Consider the following 14,675-nt stretch of genomic DNA (forward strand, 5'->3'; position numbering starts at 1 on the left):
GCCATGGCTGACTTTGCCGAGATCCGGGACCAGCTCCGTCTGGCGCGCGACGCCCGCGATGGCGCGGCGGCCGATGTCGCGCGGACGGTGCAGGCGCTCAAGCGCCTCGCGACGGAGCGCACTGCGCTCGATCGCCGGGCAGACGCGCACGGCGACGAGGCGACCGGCAGGCGCAAGGCGCTCGAGGCACGGGAGAAGGAGCTGCGCGCTACGCTCGACTCGGCGCGCGAGCGGCAGCGCGCACTCGACTCGGCGGCGCTCGACCTCTCGGGGCGCTTCGCCGCCTTCACCGACCCGCGCAAGGGGATCAACCGCCTCGACGACGACACGCCACTCCTGCTGATGCCGTTGCGGCTGGAGACGCGCTTCAAGCGGAGCGCGCCGCCAGGTGCGGCACCGCGCGACGAGTTGTGGGTGCGCGTCTTTCCCGACGACTGCTGGATCGACTCCTTCGATCCCATCCTCACCGAAGGGGAAGTCGCGTCGGCGGCCGCGTACTGGCGCGCGCTCTGGGCATCGGGGGGCGACCCGGCGCTCGATCGTGCGGCGTGGACGACGCTCGCCACCGGGCACGGGGCCAATCGCGCCGCGTGGATCGTTCGCAGCTACCAGCCGACCAACCTCGCCGACCGCCCGGTACGGCTCGATGCGAGCGACGTGTTCCTCCCGATCACGCTCGAGGCGGCGCTTGCACCTGGCGAGGCGACCGCGTTGGCGGCGTTCTGGCGCGCGGTGTGGGTCGCTGCGGGCGATGCGACCGCGGTGGGGGTGGCCACCACCACGCTCGAGTTGGCGGTCGGCGCTGCGCGCGCTGCCGAGCTCATTGCGGCGCACGTTCCCTCCAACCTCGATGCGGCTCCGCCCGATGGTGTGTCGCGCGAGGACGTGACGGTGAGCGTCCCGTTCCTGCTCCTGCCGAGCGTGGAGACGAAACGCGAGACGTGGTCGCAGGCGCCACGCGCGCGTATCCTCCCCGATCGCTTCGTCTTTGTAGGCTACGAGCGCGAGAACGACCCCACGCCGGTGACGGTCGTGGGAGGGGCGGTCGCCTCCCCGCTGCAGGTGGGCCCCGATCCCACCGCCCCGGAATCGGAACAGCTGCGGCACGATGCCGAGGGGAACCTCATCGTCCCCGACGAGCTGCTCTGGCTCACCGACTTCGATCGCGCGGTGCAGGTGGGGATGGGGATGCGTGTCCCGCTCACCCCCTCGCAGGCGGCCAACGGCTTTGCCCGCGTCCTGGTGGTGGGGGTGCGGCTCAACGCGACGGCCGATGTGGCGCAGCAGGAGTTGGAGACGCTGCTCTCGCACCACCGGTACAGCAGCAGCGGCCTGGCAATCCTCCCGCAGGGGACGCCGACCAACAACACGGAGGCGCAGCCCGCCGGCTACGATCGCTTTGACGATGCGGACGCCGCCTTCGACGATGCGGTGGCCCCGCTCTTTGCCCCAGCCAGCGCGTGGCGCGACAAGCGCGACGGCGAGTGGCTCGCCCAGTGGTTAGGCATCGACCCGTCGCTATTGGCCAACGTGCATGGCGCCGGGACGACGGACCAGCGCGTGATGCGCGCCATGCACACCGCACTCTGGCCGGCGACGCTCGGCTACTGGATGGAGTCGATGATGTCGCCGGTCTTCTCCGACGAGGTCGTCGAGCGGACGCGCGAGTTCTTCACGCAGCATGTGATCCCAGGCGGAGCGGTCCCGGTGGTGCGCATCGGGGCGCAGCCGTATGGCATACTGCCGACGACGGCATTCTCGCGGATGCGGTGGTTCGAGCCGCGTCCGTCGAACGACCGGCTGGCGCTGGTGGTCGAACGCGACCCGATGCTCTCGTGGTTGCGTGCCTTCTATCCGATCCTGCGCACCATCGACGACGACTTCCGCTCCCTCGCGCGAGACGTCGCGCACGTGGGGAAGCCGGGTGACCCCCATGCGCTGCTGCTCGATGTGGTCGGGTTGCATCCGGGGTCGGTGGATTGGGTGCAGCGGCACGCCGAGCATCTCAAGACGCTGTACAATCGCCTGTCGCTGCAGGGTTTCGGTGGCAAGCTGCAGGCGCTGATCACGGCGTTCGTGCGCCAGCAGGCGCGCGCCCGCCTCACGACACTCGGTTACTCGGGTGACAAGGATCCCCCGATCCTCGACCTGATCTTCAACCGCGCCCACAACCAGCTCACCGGCGGGGTGGTGGATGCGATCCCGGTGTCGGAGACGCAGGCGCTGCGCGCGGCGACCACCGACGGGCGCAACTACCTGCGCTGGCTCCTCGACGCCTCGTCCACGTCGCTCGACGCGCTGTATGCGCAGGCGGGCTTCACCGACGACCGTCCGCCGTCGTCGCTGCTCTACCTCTTCCTGCGCCACGCATTGCAGCTGGGGTATCACGACACCGGGATTCGCCTGCACCAGCGGGCGGGGCTCTACGATGCAACCGCGATGCAACGCGCCCGGCAGGACGACCCGTTCCTGCACGTCCGCGCGGGAGACGGGGTGAGCGAGTCGCGCTACCAGCCGCTGTACGAGCGCGTCCCGGCGATCACGGGGAGCCCGACGCTCTCCGTGCACGAGTTCATCGCCGCGTCGCTCACGACGCTGGCTGATGCGCGCAACCTCACGCAACAGCGCGCGGCCCTCGCGGTGCTCGAGCACGAGTCCACCGCGCGGCTGGAGCGCGCCTTTGCCGATCACATCGACGCCTGTTCGTACCGGCTCGACGCCTGGCTGCTGGGCTACGTGCACGTGCAGCTGGCGCGCATGCGGGGGCTGTCCGACGGCTCGGCCCAGCCCGCACGCCGCGGCATCTACCTGGGCGGCTACGCCTGGCTCGAGCGGCTCGTTCCCGACAAGCGCGTGCTCACACCGGTGCGGCTCGACGACCCTGCGCTTGCCGAAGAATTCACGCCGGCAGGGGCAACGCCGTTGCTGCGCGACAGCACCAACCAGGGGTACGTACACGCCCCGTCGCTCAACCACGCGGTGGCGGCGGCGGTGCTGCGCAACGGCTTCATCTCCAACGCCAGCCCGGCCAATCGTCAGGCGCTGGCGGTAAACCTCACCTCGGAACGCGTGCGCGTCGCGCTGGCGATGATCGAGGGGATTCGCGGCGGACAGTCGCTCGCCGACCTGCTCGGCTACCAGTTCGAGCGTGGCCTGCACGACCGCCACGGGTTGGCCGAGGTCGACAAGTTCATCTACAAGCTGCGTCGGGCCTTTCCGCTGCGCGCCGACCGCATGGCGTCGACCAAGCCTCCCGAAGGGGTATCGATCGAGGCGATCGAGGCGCGCAACGTCGTCAACGGCCTCTCGCTCGTCGAGCACGTGAAGGCGACGGGGAATGCGCACTATCCCTTTGGCAAGGCGACGCTCCCGCCGGCCAGCGCCACCGAAGCCGCGGCGATCGACGCCGAGGTCGATCGGCTGCTCGAATCGCATGACGCGGTCGCCGATCTCGCCCTGTCGGAGGGCGTCTACCAGGCGGTGTTGGGGAACTACGATCGCGTGGCGTCCACCTACGACGCCTACGCGCACGGGCCTTTCACCAGAACCGGACATCATTCGCACGCCGTCGGTAGGGACCGGGCTCACACACCGGGTGGCCTTGCACCTGGACGCGGGGGCGAGTCATCTCGTCTCGCCCGTCGCTCCCATCGCGATGACGCCGCGCGCGCAGGCCGAGCCGGCGGTGAACGCATGGCTGGCGACGGTGCTGCCCAAGCTGGACGAGGTGGCGTGCATGGTGCAGTTCCGCGAGGCCGCCACCGGGTTGGCGCGGTCACGCCAGGTCACGCTGTTCGACCTCGGCTTGCAGCCGGCGGACGTGCTGGCGCTGGTGGGGGATGACGACTCGCAGGCGATGGGCGAGCTGGACGACCGTATCGTGCGACGGGCGCTCGACGCGTTCGGGGCACGCCCGGACCTGCAACCCCCACCATTGGCTATCGCGAGAAAGACACCGCCCCGTATTCGATCTTCGAGTGCCTGCCATTGCTTCGCGCGCTGCGCACGCTGGTGGGCGGGTCGCGCCCACTGCGCGCGACCGACCTGACGCTGATGAACGAAGCGTCGTCGACGCAGGACGCCACTCCGTTCGTCGATCGGGCACGACTGGATGCCGTGGTCGCGGCGATGACCACGTTGCGCACCGACTGGACGACGTTCCTCGCACCCATCAATGCCGAGCTGGCTGATACGGTCGCCAATCGTGCGGCGCTGATCGCCGCGACCGATGCGCGCGTTGCAGCCGCCACGGCGCTGCTGGCCCGCACGGCGACGTGCGCCGTCCCGCAGGCCGGGTGGGGGTTCGTGCGCGACTTCACGCAGCGGACGTATGCGGCGATCCTTGCACAGTGTGCCACGGTGGTAGAGCGCTGGGACGCCAAGCTCGTCGAGTTCAACGCACGACTCGTTGACGAGGCGGCGGCGACGACCGATGAGGCGCGCTTTGACCTCCTGACGCAGGCGGAGCGCGCGATCTCGACGGTGATGACGGTGCCGCTCCCGGCCACGCCGGCGCTGTACCGGACCACACTCACGACCGTCACCGAGCCGGCGTTCAGTGCGCGCCGCGCACTCCTCGATGCCATCAAGGAGAGCACGCGAACGGCGATCGTCCCCCTGCTTGGCGATGTGCAGGGGTTGTTGCCGGTCTCCGACTTCGACAGCGAACCGTTTACCCTGGCCGCGCACGAAGACGAGATGATCCGCTTCGCCGAGGACGTGGGGCGCATGGGCGGCGCGATGGTTACGGAGCTGGGGAAGCGGCTGGACGAGGGGGCGGTGGCGCTGGCCGCACACGATGTTGCGGCGGCGCCGGCCGATCGTGTGGCTGCGCTGCAGCGGTGTGCCCAGGCCTTGCTAGGCCAGGCGTGCGTCCTTGTCCCCCAGTTCACCCCGAGCAATGCGCAGGGGAGCGAGCTGGCGATGGCGCGCGCCGACGCCCAGTCGGGGGCGACCGTCGTGCACCTGACGGCACCGGCCGACCCGGCGGTCGACCCGGTCGATGATCCGGTGGACACGTGGCTCTACGGCACGGCCCGGGTGCGGGCCAAGATGCGGGCGTGGGAGGGACTCGTGATGCACGCCGGTTCGCTCGGCCGCAGCGAGCCCGTGCTCGACGCGTTGCAGCTGCCGTATGCCCCTGGGGATGCCTGGCTCGGGCTGGAACTCCCGCCGGGCGCGGTGCTCGATCGGGATCGATTGCTGTACACGGCACACTTCGCCGCCGGCTTCACCATGGGGACGCCCCAGTGCGGGCTCCTGCTGGACGAGTGGACGGAGGTGATACCTGGCGATTCGATCGAGACTGGACTCGCGTTCCACTACGACCGGCCCAACAACGAAGCGCCGCAGTCGATGCTGCTGGTGACGCCCACGGAGTTTCGCGGCGCGTGGCAGTGGGAGGACGTGATCGATGCGCTCAACGAGACCCTCGACCTCGCGAAGCGCCGGGCCGTGGAGCCCAAACACGTCGACGCGTCACCGTATGGTCCCTACCTGCCGGCGACGGTGATTGCGACGCAGGCGTCGCAGCTGACGATCGCCCTCGAGCTGGCCATCAACAACCGCATCGCCCTCGCCACGTCCTGAGATGCCCGCTCCCTGATCACGCGCGACCTCGCGACCGTCATCCGGCAGAAGGCCCGCCCGGGATCACCCTGTGGAACCGCCTGGAGGGCGGCCGCGCGCGACGAACTTCGAGCGGGCGCTGCGCGCCAGGTGCGCGATCCGTTGTGGATGCTGTGCCGGCGGTGGCAGGTAGGGAGTTCCAGGGCGACGACGCTGGTTCTCCGGTGGAGGCCGCGTGCAGCTGGCGACGACGCGGCTACGCCGATACCAACCGTGTGATGGGGCGGCCGAGGCGTTCGACGACCAGACGCCGCTCGAGGCGAAGGTGGAGGCGCTTCCGGTGGCCTTCGCGCAGCGACAGGCCCCCCTCGGCGTCGCCAGTGCGCTCGCCATCGCGCTCGACTTGCGGCTGCTGATGGGGCGGCAGTGGCTCAAGATGATTGGCCGGGTGTCGGCGCTCGCCGTGCCGCAGTTCATCACCGCCTATCGCATCGCGACTCCCGATCCGTTGCAGCAGGCGGACCTCCCCATCACCGCACATCCCGACGCCTGGTCGACGCATGCGGCGGTGGCTGGGCGCCGAATGGCGGTGGGGCACTGTACGCGCACCTCAAGGCGGGCGGGCTGGCCTCCGACGGGATCGCCGCGCTGGCGGGACTCGACGCGACGGTCGATCCCATCGCCGCGCGATGGGTGCGGTGGTTCGAGAAGCTGATTCACCAGCCGGCGGCCGAGGGGGCCTGGGAGCCCGACCGCTTCGAGTACCGCTTTGCCACTTCGGCGCCTCAGGGAGACGCCGAAAAGGTCATGGTCGCCGAGCAGTATCACCAGGGGCACCTGGACTGGTACAACTTCGACGTCGACCCGCAGCGCACGTCGTTAGGCGATGGGGCGCCGCCGCCCGAGCCGGCGGAGGTGACGACGCTCACCATGCTCCCCACGCAGGCGACGTTCAACGGGATGCCGCACTCGCGCTGGTGGAAGTTCGAGGATGGCCGGACCAACTTCGGCGACGTCAAGCCCGACACGACCGACCTCGCGAAGTTGCTGCTGATGGAGTTCGGCCTGGTGTATGCGAACGACTGGTTCCTCGTGCCGTTCACGGCGCCGGCGGGGAGCCTGGCGACGGTTCGTGGCGTTGCGGTGCGCAACGTCTTTGGCGAACGGACCTGGATCGAGGCGGCGGGGCGCGGCGACGATGAGGACTGGCAGCGCTGGGCGATGTTCCTGAATTCCATCGTTGGCGACGAGCATCGACCGGCCGACCTGACGCTCATGCTCCCCCCCGCCGCGCAGAAGGTGCAGGAGGGGGGCGCCGATGGAGGAGGTGCTGCTGGCGCGCGACGAGATGGCGAACATGGTGTGGGGGATCGAGCGCACGATCACCCTGCCGTCGGGAGAGCCGCGGCGCGGCGGCGAAGCGGCGACCGAGCTGCGACATGCATGGGAGCGCGACCTCGAGCGGCGACTCGGGGCACCACCCGCGCCGTTGCCGCCGGCGGAGGGGGCGAAGATCCGGTACCAAGTGATGACCAGCGTCCCCGAGCACTGGATCCCGATGCTTCCCGCACATGTCGAGGGGAGCAACCGCGAGGTACAGCTGCAACGGGGCGCCATGCTGCGGATCATGACCGGCGATCCGTCGCCGACCCCCGATGCGGTGCGCCCGCGCAGCTGGCTCCTGCGCCCAGGGCTCGACGCCGATCCGGCGACCGGCTTCGTCGTTCACGAGGAAGAGGTCACGCGTGCGGGGACGCGGGTGACGCTGAGCTATCAACGCACGCGCTGGCGCGATGGGCGCGTGTGGGTCTGGCTGGGGGCGCGGAAGCTCACGGGGCGTGGTGAGGGGTCGAGCGGACTGGCGTTCGACCAGATCATCGATGTCCCGACCAAGGGGTGAGCGGCGCGTCGAGCGATCGGTGCGGGCAGCCGGACCTGATTAGCTTTCGCCGTCCCGCTGCGCCTCCCCGCTCTTGGACCTCCCGTGAGTTCAACACCGCCCTGCCCGACGTGCGGCTCCACACTGTCCTACTCCGACGGATTCCAGTTCGTGTGCCCCGAGTGCGCGCACGAATGGCCGCTCGTTGACGCCGACAGCTCAGCGGCCGCCGCGTCACCCGCGACCGAGCGCGTGTGGCGCGACGCCAATGGGAACGTGCTGGCTAACGGCGACTCGGTCACCGTGATCAAGGACCTCAAGATCAAGGGATCGTCGAGCGTGGTGAAGGTCGGCACCAAGGTGAAGAACATCCGCCTGGTGGACGGCGATCACGACATCGACTGCAAGATCGACGGCGTCGGGGCGATGCAGCTCAAGTCGGAGTTCGTGCGGAAGTCGACGTAGGGCTCACGCGCGCACGTCCGCCCCTCCACCGCAGCCGTAGTCCCACTCCGAGCAGCACGTACGAGTTGGAGAGATTGACCTTGCCTCCGTCAAACCGGCGCGTCGGCGTGGCGAGCGGCGCCATGTCGTTGGAGACATCGCGCGCCGCCAGCTGCACGTCGCCCATGGCGGCGTAGACCCAGCGGCCGCTCACGAGCGACCCGCGCCAAAGGGGAAGGGTGAGGCCAACACTGCCGATCCCCCCGAGCGGGGTTAAGCGCTCCTGCCACTGCCGGTTCTCATCGATGTACGGCATCGACTGGATCGTCACGCCGTGCCTCGCCGGCCCAATCCCGAGGCGCAGGGGGCCAAACTCCCCTTCGGCGAGCAGCGCGAGCGAGCTGACGTGCGGGTCGATCCCGATGTGGTAGCGCGGCCCGTAACCGAAGTCCTCGGCGCACACCTCGTTGGGGCACGACCCTCCGATCACGCCGCCTAACGTCGCCTCCCCGGCCACCAGCGCCGTGACGCGCAGGTGCGGTCGCAGCTGCGCCGAGAGCGTGAGGACCCGCGCCGACCATCCGGGCAGGTCGACGTGGTTCGGGTACTGGTACCACTTGAATCCCGATGGCCCTCCCATCCCACCGCAGAGCAGGCCGCAGGAGTAGTACGGCGCGTACACCTGGTCGGCGAAGCCGGTGCGCGTGAGCAGCTCATCGACCGATGTGTACACGTGCGACTGCTGGACGCGCCCATAGACCACGAGCTCCGGTTTGGCCTTGCGGACGCGCTCGAGCCACGATTGCGCGCGTGCGGTCGACGGAAGCGCGAGCCCGGCGAGCATGGCGACCGCGAGCGCGATGTGTGCGAGGGGAGAGTAGGGGGCGAACGGTGGGCGTGTGGCGCCCGCGCCGGAGGATGATGGTGACCGCATGCGGCACCTCGTGCGTGATGCACACCACGGTGGCGGGAGGGACCCCGGGGGGGCGTGGTGTGTCCGCGACCTGCACGTGAACGCTAGCCAGTCCACCGGACTCGGCCATCGGGCGTGTTCCTCGATCGGACTCGGTACGGGGATGACGGTTGTCCACCGGCTCGTTCATCGCGCCTCTCCGCTCGCCCCCGGTGAACGAGTACGTGACGAGCGTTCATCGGCCGCCCGGGCGACTTTGCTCGCTCTCGCCCCCGCCGGCCCCCGACCCCGCCCGCCCTCCCCGCCCCCCTTCCACCGCCAAGTGCCCCCCCGACCCAACGGCTGGCCCCCCGCTATCCTATAGAAAGGCGCCGGACCCAAGCCCCGGCCGCCGCCCTTCACTGCACCGACCATGACCCAGCATTCCACGATCATCTGGACCCAAATCGACGAGGCGCCCGCGCTGGCGACGTACTCGCTCCTGCCCATCGTCCAGGCCTTTACCGCGGGCACCGGCGTCACGGTCGAGACGCGTGACATCTCATTGGCCGGGCGCATCATTGCCAACTTCCCGGACTACCTCACCCCCGAGCAGCGCATCCCGGACCACCTCGCGGCCCTGGGCGAGCTGGCCACGACGCCCGAAGCGAACATCATCAAGCTCCCCAACATCTCGGCGTCGATCCCGCAGTTGCAGGAGGCCATCGCCGAGCTGCAGTCGCACGGCTATGCCATTCCCAACTATCCGGAAGCGCCGGCGAGCGACGAGGAGAAGGCGTTGCAGCTGCGCTTTGCGAAGGTTCTGGGGAGTGCGGTGAACCCGGTGCTGCGTGAAGGGAACTCCGACCGCCGCGCCCCGCTCTCGGTGAAGGAGTTCGCCCGGAAGCATCCGCACAAGCTCGGCGCCTGGTCCCGGGAGTCGAAGTCGCACGTGGCCCACATGAGCGACGGCGATTTCTATGGAAGCGAGAACTCGATCACGCTCGACGCCGCCACCAGCGTCCGCATCGAATTCGCCGCGGCCGATGGCACGACGACGGTCCTCAAGAAGGGGATCGCCCTCATCGCCGGTGAGATCCTCGACACGGCGGTGATGCGCGTCGCCGCGCTGCGTGCCTTCTACGCCGAGCAGATCGCCGACGCACTGGCCCACGACCTGCTGCTCTCGTTGCACCTGAAGGCGACGATGATGAAGGTCTCCGACCCGGTGATGTTCGGGCACGCGGTGACGACCTACTTCGCCGACCTCTTCAGCCGGCACGCCGAGACGTTCAAGGCGTTAGGCGTGAACCCGCGCAATGGGCTGGGCGACGTGTACGCGAAGATCGCCACCCTCCCCGAGGCGCAGCGCGCGGAGATCGAGGCGGACATCGCGGCGACGTACGCCAAGCGCCCCAAGCTGGCGATGGTCGATTCGGGCAAGGGGATCACCAACCTGCACGTCCCCAACGACGTCATCATCGATGCCTCGATGCCGGTGGTGGTGCGCGACTCCGGGAAGATGTGGGGCCCCGACGGGGCGCTGCACGACACCAAGGCGCTCGTCCCCGATCGCTGCTACGCCGACCTGTACCAGGCGGTCTTCGACGACTGCCGCGAGCACGGGGCGTACGACCCGCGCACGATGGGCGACGTGCCGAACGTGGGGCTGATGGCGCAGAAGGCCGAGGAGTACGGCTCGCACGACAAGACGTTCATCGCGACCGGTGCTGGCGTGATCCGCGTGGTTGACGAGACCTCCGGCGCCACGCTGTTGCAGCAGACGGTCGACGAAGGCGACATCTTCCGCGGCTGCCAGACGAAGGACCTCCCCATCCGCGACTGGGTGAAGCTCGCCGTGCGCCGCGCGCGCGTGACCGGGAACCCGGCGATCTTCTGGCTCGATCGCCACCGTGCGCACGATGCGCAGGTGATCGCCAAGGTCGAGCGCTACCTCGCCGACCACGACACCAACGGGCTCGATATCCGCATCCTGTCGCCTGTGGATGCGATGAAGCTGTCGCTGGCGCGGATTCGCGAGGGGAAGGACACGATCTCGGTGACGGGGAACGTGCTGCGCGACTACCTCACCGACCTCTTCCCGATCCTCGAGATCGGGACGTCGGCCAAGATGCTATCGGTGGTCCCGCTGCTGGCCGGCGGTGGCCTCTTCGAAACCGGCGCCGGTGGCTCGGCCCCCAAGCACGTGCAGCAGTTCCAGGACGAGGGCTACCTGCGCTGGGACTCGCTCGGCGAGTTCTCGGCGTTAGGCGCGTCGCTCGAGCACGTGGCGCTCACCACGGGGAACACCAAGGCCGGGGTGCTGGCCGACACGCTCGACCAGGCGATCGGGAAGTTCCTCGACACCAACAAGTCGCCGGCCCGCAAGGTGGGCGAGATCGACAACCGCGGCTCGCACTTCTACCTGGCGCTCTACTGGGCGCAGGCGCTGGCGGCGCAGGACAAGGACGCCGAACTCACGGCGCGCTTCACGCCGGTGGCGCAGGCGCTGACGGAGAAGGAAGCGACGATCAACGCCGAGTTGATCGGCGCGCAGGGGAAGCCGGTGGACATGGGGGGCTACTACCAGCCCGATGCCGGCAAGACGCGCGCGGCGATGCGCCCGAGCGCGACGTTCAACGCGGTGATCGATGCGCTGCTGAAGTAGCACGGGCGCGGGAAGGCGAACGGGTCAACGGCGGTGGCGTGAGGCTACCAGCCGTTGACCTTTCGCTTTATGCCATCGCGGAGGTGCACCGTGTGGAAGTTGATGAGCAACCCGATGCGCCGATTCGAGAACCGCAGGTAGGTGAGCAACTGCGCCTCGTGCACCGGCAAGAGCTTCTCGACCGTCTTCACCTCGACGACCACCTCGTCGTCGACGAGCAGGTCGATCCGATAGCCGTGCTGGAGTTCCAGCCCTCTGTACACGATCGGAACCGCGACTTGCGCACGCACCTCGTGGCCGCCACTACGCAACTCCTCAGCAAGACACGCCTCATAGGTAGTCTCGAGCAACCCGGGCCCTAGCTCGGAGTGCACCCGCATCGCCGCCACGACCACCTGTTGCGACCGCTCCCAAAGCACCCGCTTCATCCCCCGTGTTACCTCCGTGAACCCCCGTGTCATGCTTTTCGTCCGACAGGCGACCGCAATCTGGGAACGGTGCGTCACGCGGGCGTCACTTCAACAAGCTCGACACGGAGGACACGGGGGGTACACGGGGGTTCACGGGGGACTGCAACTACGGCTTCTTGGCCTCCAGTTCATCCGCGATACGGCCGGCGTCGTAGATGGCGCGCAGCGCCGCGGTGATGGCGCGGGAGTGCACGCTCGCCGAGCGCGCCACCTCGTCGGTGAAGAGGAAGTTGTTGGGGAGCTGCCGGATGTTGCTGTCGAAGGTCAGTCCCACCATCGCGCCCGCCGCGGGCTACAGCTCCAGCGCCATCCCCACCTGCTCGACCGCGGCGACGCCCGGCGGTGTCACGCGCCCCTGCTCGAGGTAGCGGGCGATCGACTCGGGGGGCATGGGCTTGGCGAAGAGGTACCCCTGCGCCTGCGTGCACCCTAACGACGAGACCCAGGCCAGCGCCGCTCCCGTCTCGACCCCCTCGGCCGTCGTCACGCACCCCAGGCGGCGCGCCATCAGCGTCACCGCCTCGATGATCGCACTGCGATGCTCAATCGAGGCGCCCCCCGCGACGAAGGTGCGGTCGATCTTGATCTTCGTCACCGGATACGTCGTGAGGTAGTTGAGCGAGGAGAAGCCCGTGCCGAAGTCGTCGAGGGCGATGCCGATCCCCAGGGCGCGCATGTCGGCGAGGAGCCTGATGGTGCTGGTGTCGCGCGCGAGAAAGAGCGCCTCGGTGATCTCGAACTCCAGCCGGTGCGCCCCGAGCCCCGACGCGGCCAGCGCCTCCAGGACGGTCGCCATGAGGGTCGGGCGCCCCAGCTGCGCCGGCGAGAGGTTCACCGCCAGGTGCAGGTGCGACGGCCACTGCGCCGCGTGGTGGCACGCCTCGCGCAGGATCCAGTCGCCTAACGGGGCGATGATCCCCGACGACTCGGCGATCGCGACGAAGGCGTCGGGGGCCAGCAGCCCGCGTGTGGGGTGCTGCCAGCGCACCAGCGCCTCGAAGGCCACCGTGTGCCCGGTGGTGATGTCGACGATGGGCTGGAAGTGCAGCACGAACTCCTGCCGCACGAGGGCGAGCGCCAGGTCCTCCTTGATCGTTCGCGCCTCCTCGGCCTCCGCCAGCATCAACCCGCTGTACCGCGTGACGGTGCCACGCCCGCCGTCCTTGGAGCGGTAGAGGGCGAGGTCGGCGTTGCGGATGAGTTCATCCACCGTGTCGCCGTCCTCCGGGCCGCAGGCCATGCCGATCGAGGCCCCGATCGTCACGCGCGCCCCCTGGATGCTGTAGCTGCGCGCCACGCGACGGATCACCTCCTCCGTCAGCGTCTGGATCTCGTCGGCGTCGGCGATCCCGCAGAAGAGGAGGCCGAACTCGTCGCCCCCCAGTCGCCCCACGGAGACACAATCGCGCTCGAAGGCCAGCAGTTCGCTCGCCACTTCGCGCAGGAGGAGGTCGCCCGCGGGGTGGCCCAGCGTGTCGTTGACCCCCTTGAAGTGATCGAGGTCGAGACAGGCGATGGCCATCGGTACGCCGCGGCGCCGCGCCTCGATGAGCGCCTCGGCGGCACGCTCCCGGAAAGCCGAGCGGTTGCGGAGCCCGGTGAGGATGTCGGTCTGCGCCATCCACGCGATCTCGTCGCGAGCACGCCTGACGTCGGTGGTGTCGGAGCCCACGCCGCGCCACCCGACGATTGCCCCCGCGTCGTTGGCGATGGGGCTCGCGCTGATGGACCACCAGCGCTGGCCGTGGCGCCCGCGCGCCGACACTTCGGCGTCGCGGAACGGGCGCCCGGACTCCATGCGCGCGCGCAGTGCATCGCCACTGTCGCCGTCGATGAGGGAGAAGAGCGAGAGTCCCTGGAGCCGCGAGCCACTGGCCTGCGAGACGTCGGCGAAGCGCGCCGAGTGCTTGACGATGTGGTAGTCGCGATCGAGCTCGAAGAGCCAGTCGGAGCCGTTCTCCTCGAACTCCGCCAGGAGCAAGGCGATCACCTGCCCGCGTTCCCGCAGGTCGTGCTCGGCGACGAGGCGATCGATGAAGAGGCGGGCGGTGCCGGTGGCGCTCATCACGACCACGACGGCGTAGGCGACGAGGAGCCCCGTGAGGAGAAAGCGATGTGGCGAGTCGGAGGTGAGGAGCCCGATCAGGCTCCCGACGGAGAGGAGGACGATGTACGCCACCGCGGCGCGTGGCACGGTGGCGAGGGCGAAGCCGCCCGCGCAGATCATCCCCGTGATGACGGTGCCGAGGACGAGTTGCGCCTGCGGGTCGACGTTGGGGAACCAGACGATCGGGACGACGGCCCACGTGGCGGCGAGGATGGCCGCGTGCATCGTGGCACGGCGCACGGCGCGCACGGAGGCGGTGGCCCGCGGGGCGCGGTGGCGGCCCGAGTACCAGGCCCTGGCCCCGGTGGCGACGATCCCCGTCAGCAGCAACACCCAGAGCCCCAGCACGCGGCGATCGACCTGCCCGACGATGGTGTCGGCCACCAGGGCGGCGTTCACCAGGTTCACGAGCATCGTGACCGGGGTGAAGCGGAAGATCGCGTGGAGCTGCGACGCACGGACGCGGGCGCGCGAATCCTCGTCCTGCGCACGGGGGGATTGCGCCTCCTCCTCGCCGGTCACGCTGCGGTACAGCGATTTCACGCGCCGCCTGCTGGGGGTGACCACATTGCCGCGCGCGCGCCACCGCGGACCTGGCGCCGGTGCGCCGCCGCCGCGCGGGGAGTTCGACCGTTCATGCCGGCAGG

At 69.5% G+C, this 14,675-nt stretch carries 8 protein-coding genes and 1 pseudogene; 5 read left to right on the forward strand and 4 right to left on the reverse strand.

What is annotated here, in order from left to right; genetic code table 11:
- Positions 1–3: 3 nt before the first annotated feature.
- The 4 genes and pseudogenes from IPN47_19230 to IPN47_19245 all read left to right on the forward strand — a co-directional run bounded on the left by IPN47_19230 (position 4) and on the right by IPN47_19245 (position 7,912).
- Positions 4–3,843, forward strand: coding sequence for a hypothetical protein (locus tag IPN47_19230; GenBank protein ID MBK9410134.1), 3,840 nt, complete (start codon positions 4–6; stop codon positions 3,841–3,843).
- Between the two features lie 144 nt (positions 3,844–3,987).
- Complete coding sequence (locus IPN47_19235) at positions 3,988–5,589, forward strand: hypothetical protein (GenBank protein MBK9410135.1); 1,602 nt, start codon at positions 3,988–3,990, stop codon at positions 5,587–5,589.
- A pseudogene (locus tag IPN47_19240) lies at positions 5,586–7,468 on the forward strand (hypothetical protein). Before IPN47_19235 ends, IPN47_19240 begins: the two are co-directional and overlap by 4 nt.
- Before the next feature lie 84 nt (positions 7,469–7,552).
- Positions 7,553–7,912 carry an alkylphosphonate utilization protein gene (locus IPN47_19245; GenBank protein MBK9410136.1) on the forward strand — a complete coding sequence of 120 codons (360 nt, stop codon included), beginning with the start codon at positions 7,553–7,555 and terminating at the stop codon, positions 7,910–7,912.
- Here IPN47_19245 and IPN47_19250 read toward each other — a convergent pair.
- Positions 7,881–8,825 carry a hypothetical protein gene (locus IPN47_19250; protein MBK9410137.1) on the reverse strand — a complete coding sequence of 315 codons (945 nt, stop codon included), beginning with the start codon at positions 8,823–8,825 and terminating at the stop codon, positions 7,881–7,883. The genes IPN47_19245 and IPN47_19250 overlap by 32 nt on opposite strands.
- A 391-nt stretch (positions 8,826–9,216) precedes the next feature.
- Here IPN47_19250 and IPN47_19255 point away from each other — a divergent pair, with 391 nt between their 5' ends.
- Positions 9,217–11,451, forward strand: coding sequence for an NADP-dependent isocitrate dehydrogenase (locus IPN47_19255; protein MBK9410138.1), 2,235 nt, complete (start codon positions 9,217–9,219; stop codon positions 11,449–11,451).
- A 44-nt stretch (positions 11,452–11,495) separates the two neighbouring features.
- On the opposite strand, the gene IPN47_19260 is transcribed toward IPN47_19255, so the two are convergent.
- The 3 genes from IPN47_19260 to IPN47_19270 form a co-directional block, all read right to left on the reverse strand.
- A complete protein-coding gene (locus IPN47_19260; protein MBK9410139.1) occupies positions 11,496–11,879 on the reverse strand; it encodes a GxxExxY protein in 384 nt (127 codons plus the stop codon).
- Positions 11,880–12,027: 148 nt separating this feature from the next.
- Positions 12,028–12,198: a S46 family peptidase gene (locus IPN47_19265; protein ID MBK9410140.1), complete on the reverse strand. Its 171-nt coding sequence runs from the start codon at positions 12,196–12,198 to the stop codon at positions 12,028–12,030.
- A gap of 15 nt (positions 12,199–12,213) precedes the next feature.
- The gene (locus tag IPN47_19270) at positions 12,214–14,571 is read right to left on the reverse strand and encodes an EAL domain-containing protein (GenBank protein ID MBK9410141.1); all 2,358 of its coding nucleotides are present in this window, start codon (positions 14,569–14,571) and stop codon (positions 12,214–12,216) included.
- Between the last annotated feature and the right edge of the window lie 104 nt (positions 14,572–14,675).

Source organism: Gemmatimonadota bacterium, from assembly GCA_016719105.1.
Classification (GTDB): Bacteria; Gemmatimonadota; Gemmatimonadetes; order Gemmatimonadales; family Gemmatimonadaceae; genus SCN-70-22.

What these genes read in the sequence shown, in the direction of transcription:
- IPN47_19230 (MBK9410134.1), top strand. Translation starts at nt 4, where the DNA reads ATGGCTGACTTTGCCGAGATCCGGGACCAGCTCCGTCTGGCGCGCGAC.
- IPN47_19250 (MBK9410137.1), bottom strand. Translation starts at nt 8,825, where the DNA reads ATGCGGTCACCATCATCCTCCGGCGCGGGCGCCACACGCCCACCGTTC.
- IPN47_19255 (MBK9410138.1), top strand. Translation starts at nt 9,217, where the DNA reads ATGACCCAGCATTCCACGATCATCTGGACCCAAATCGACGAGGCGCCC.
- IPN47_19260 (MBK9410139.1), bottom strand. Translation starts at nt 11,879, where the DNA reads ATGAAGCGGGTGCTTTGGGAGCGGTCGCAACAGGTGGTCGTGGCGGCG.
- IPN47_19265 (MBK9410140.1), bottom strand. Translation starts at nt 12,198, where the DNA reads ATGGTGGGACTGACCTTCGACAGCAACATCCGGCAGCTCCCCAACAAC.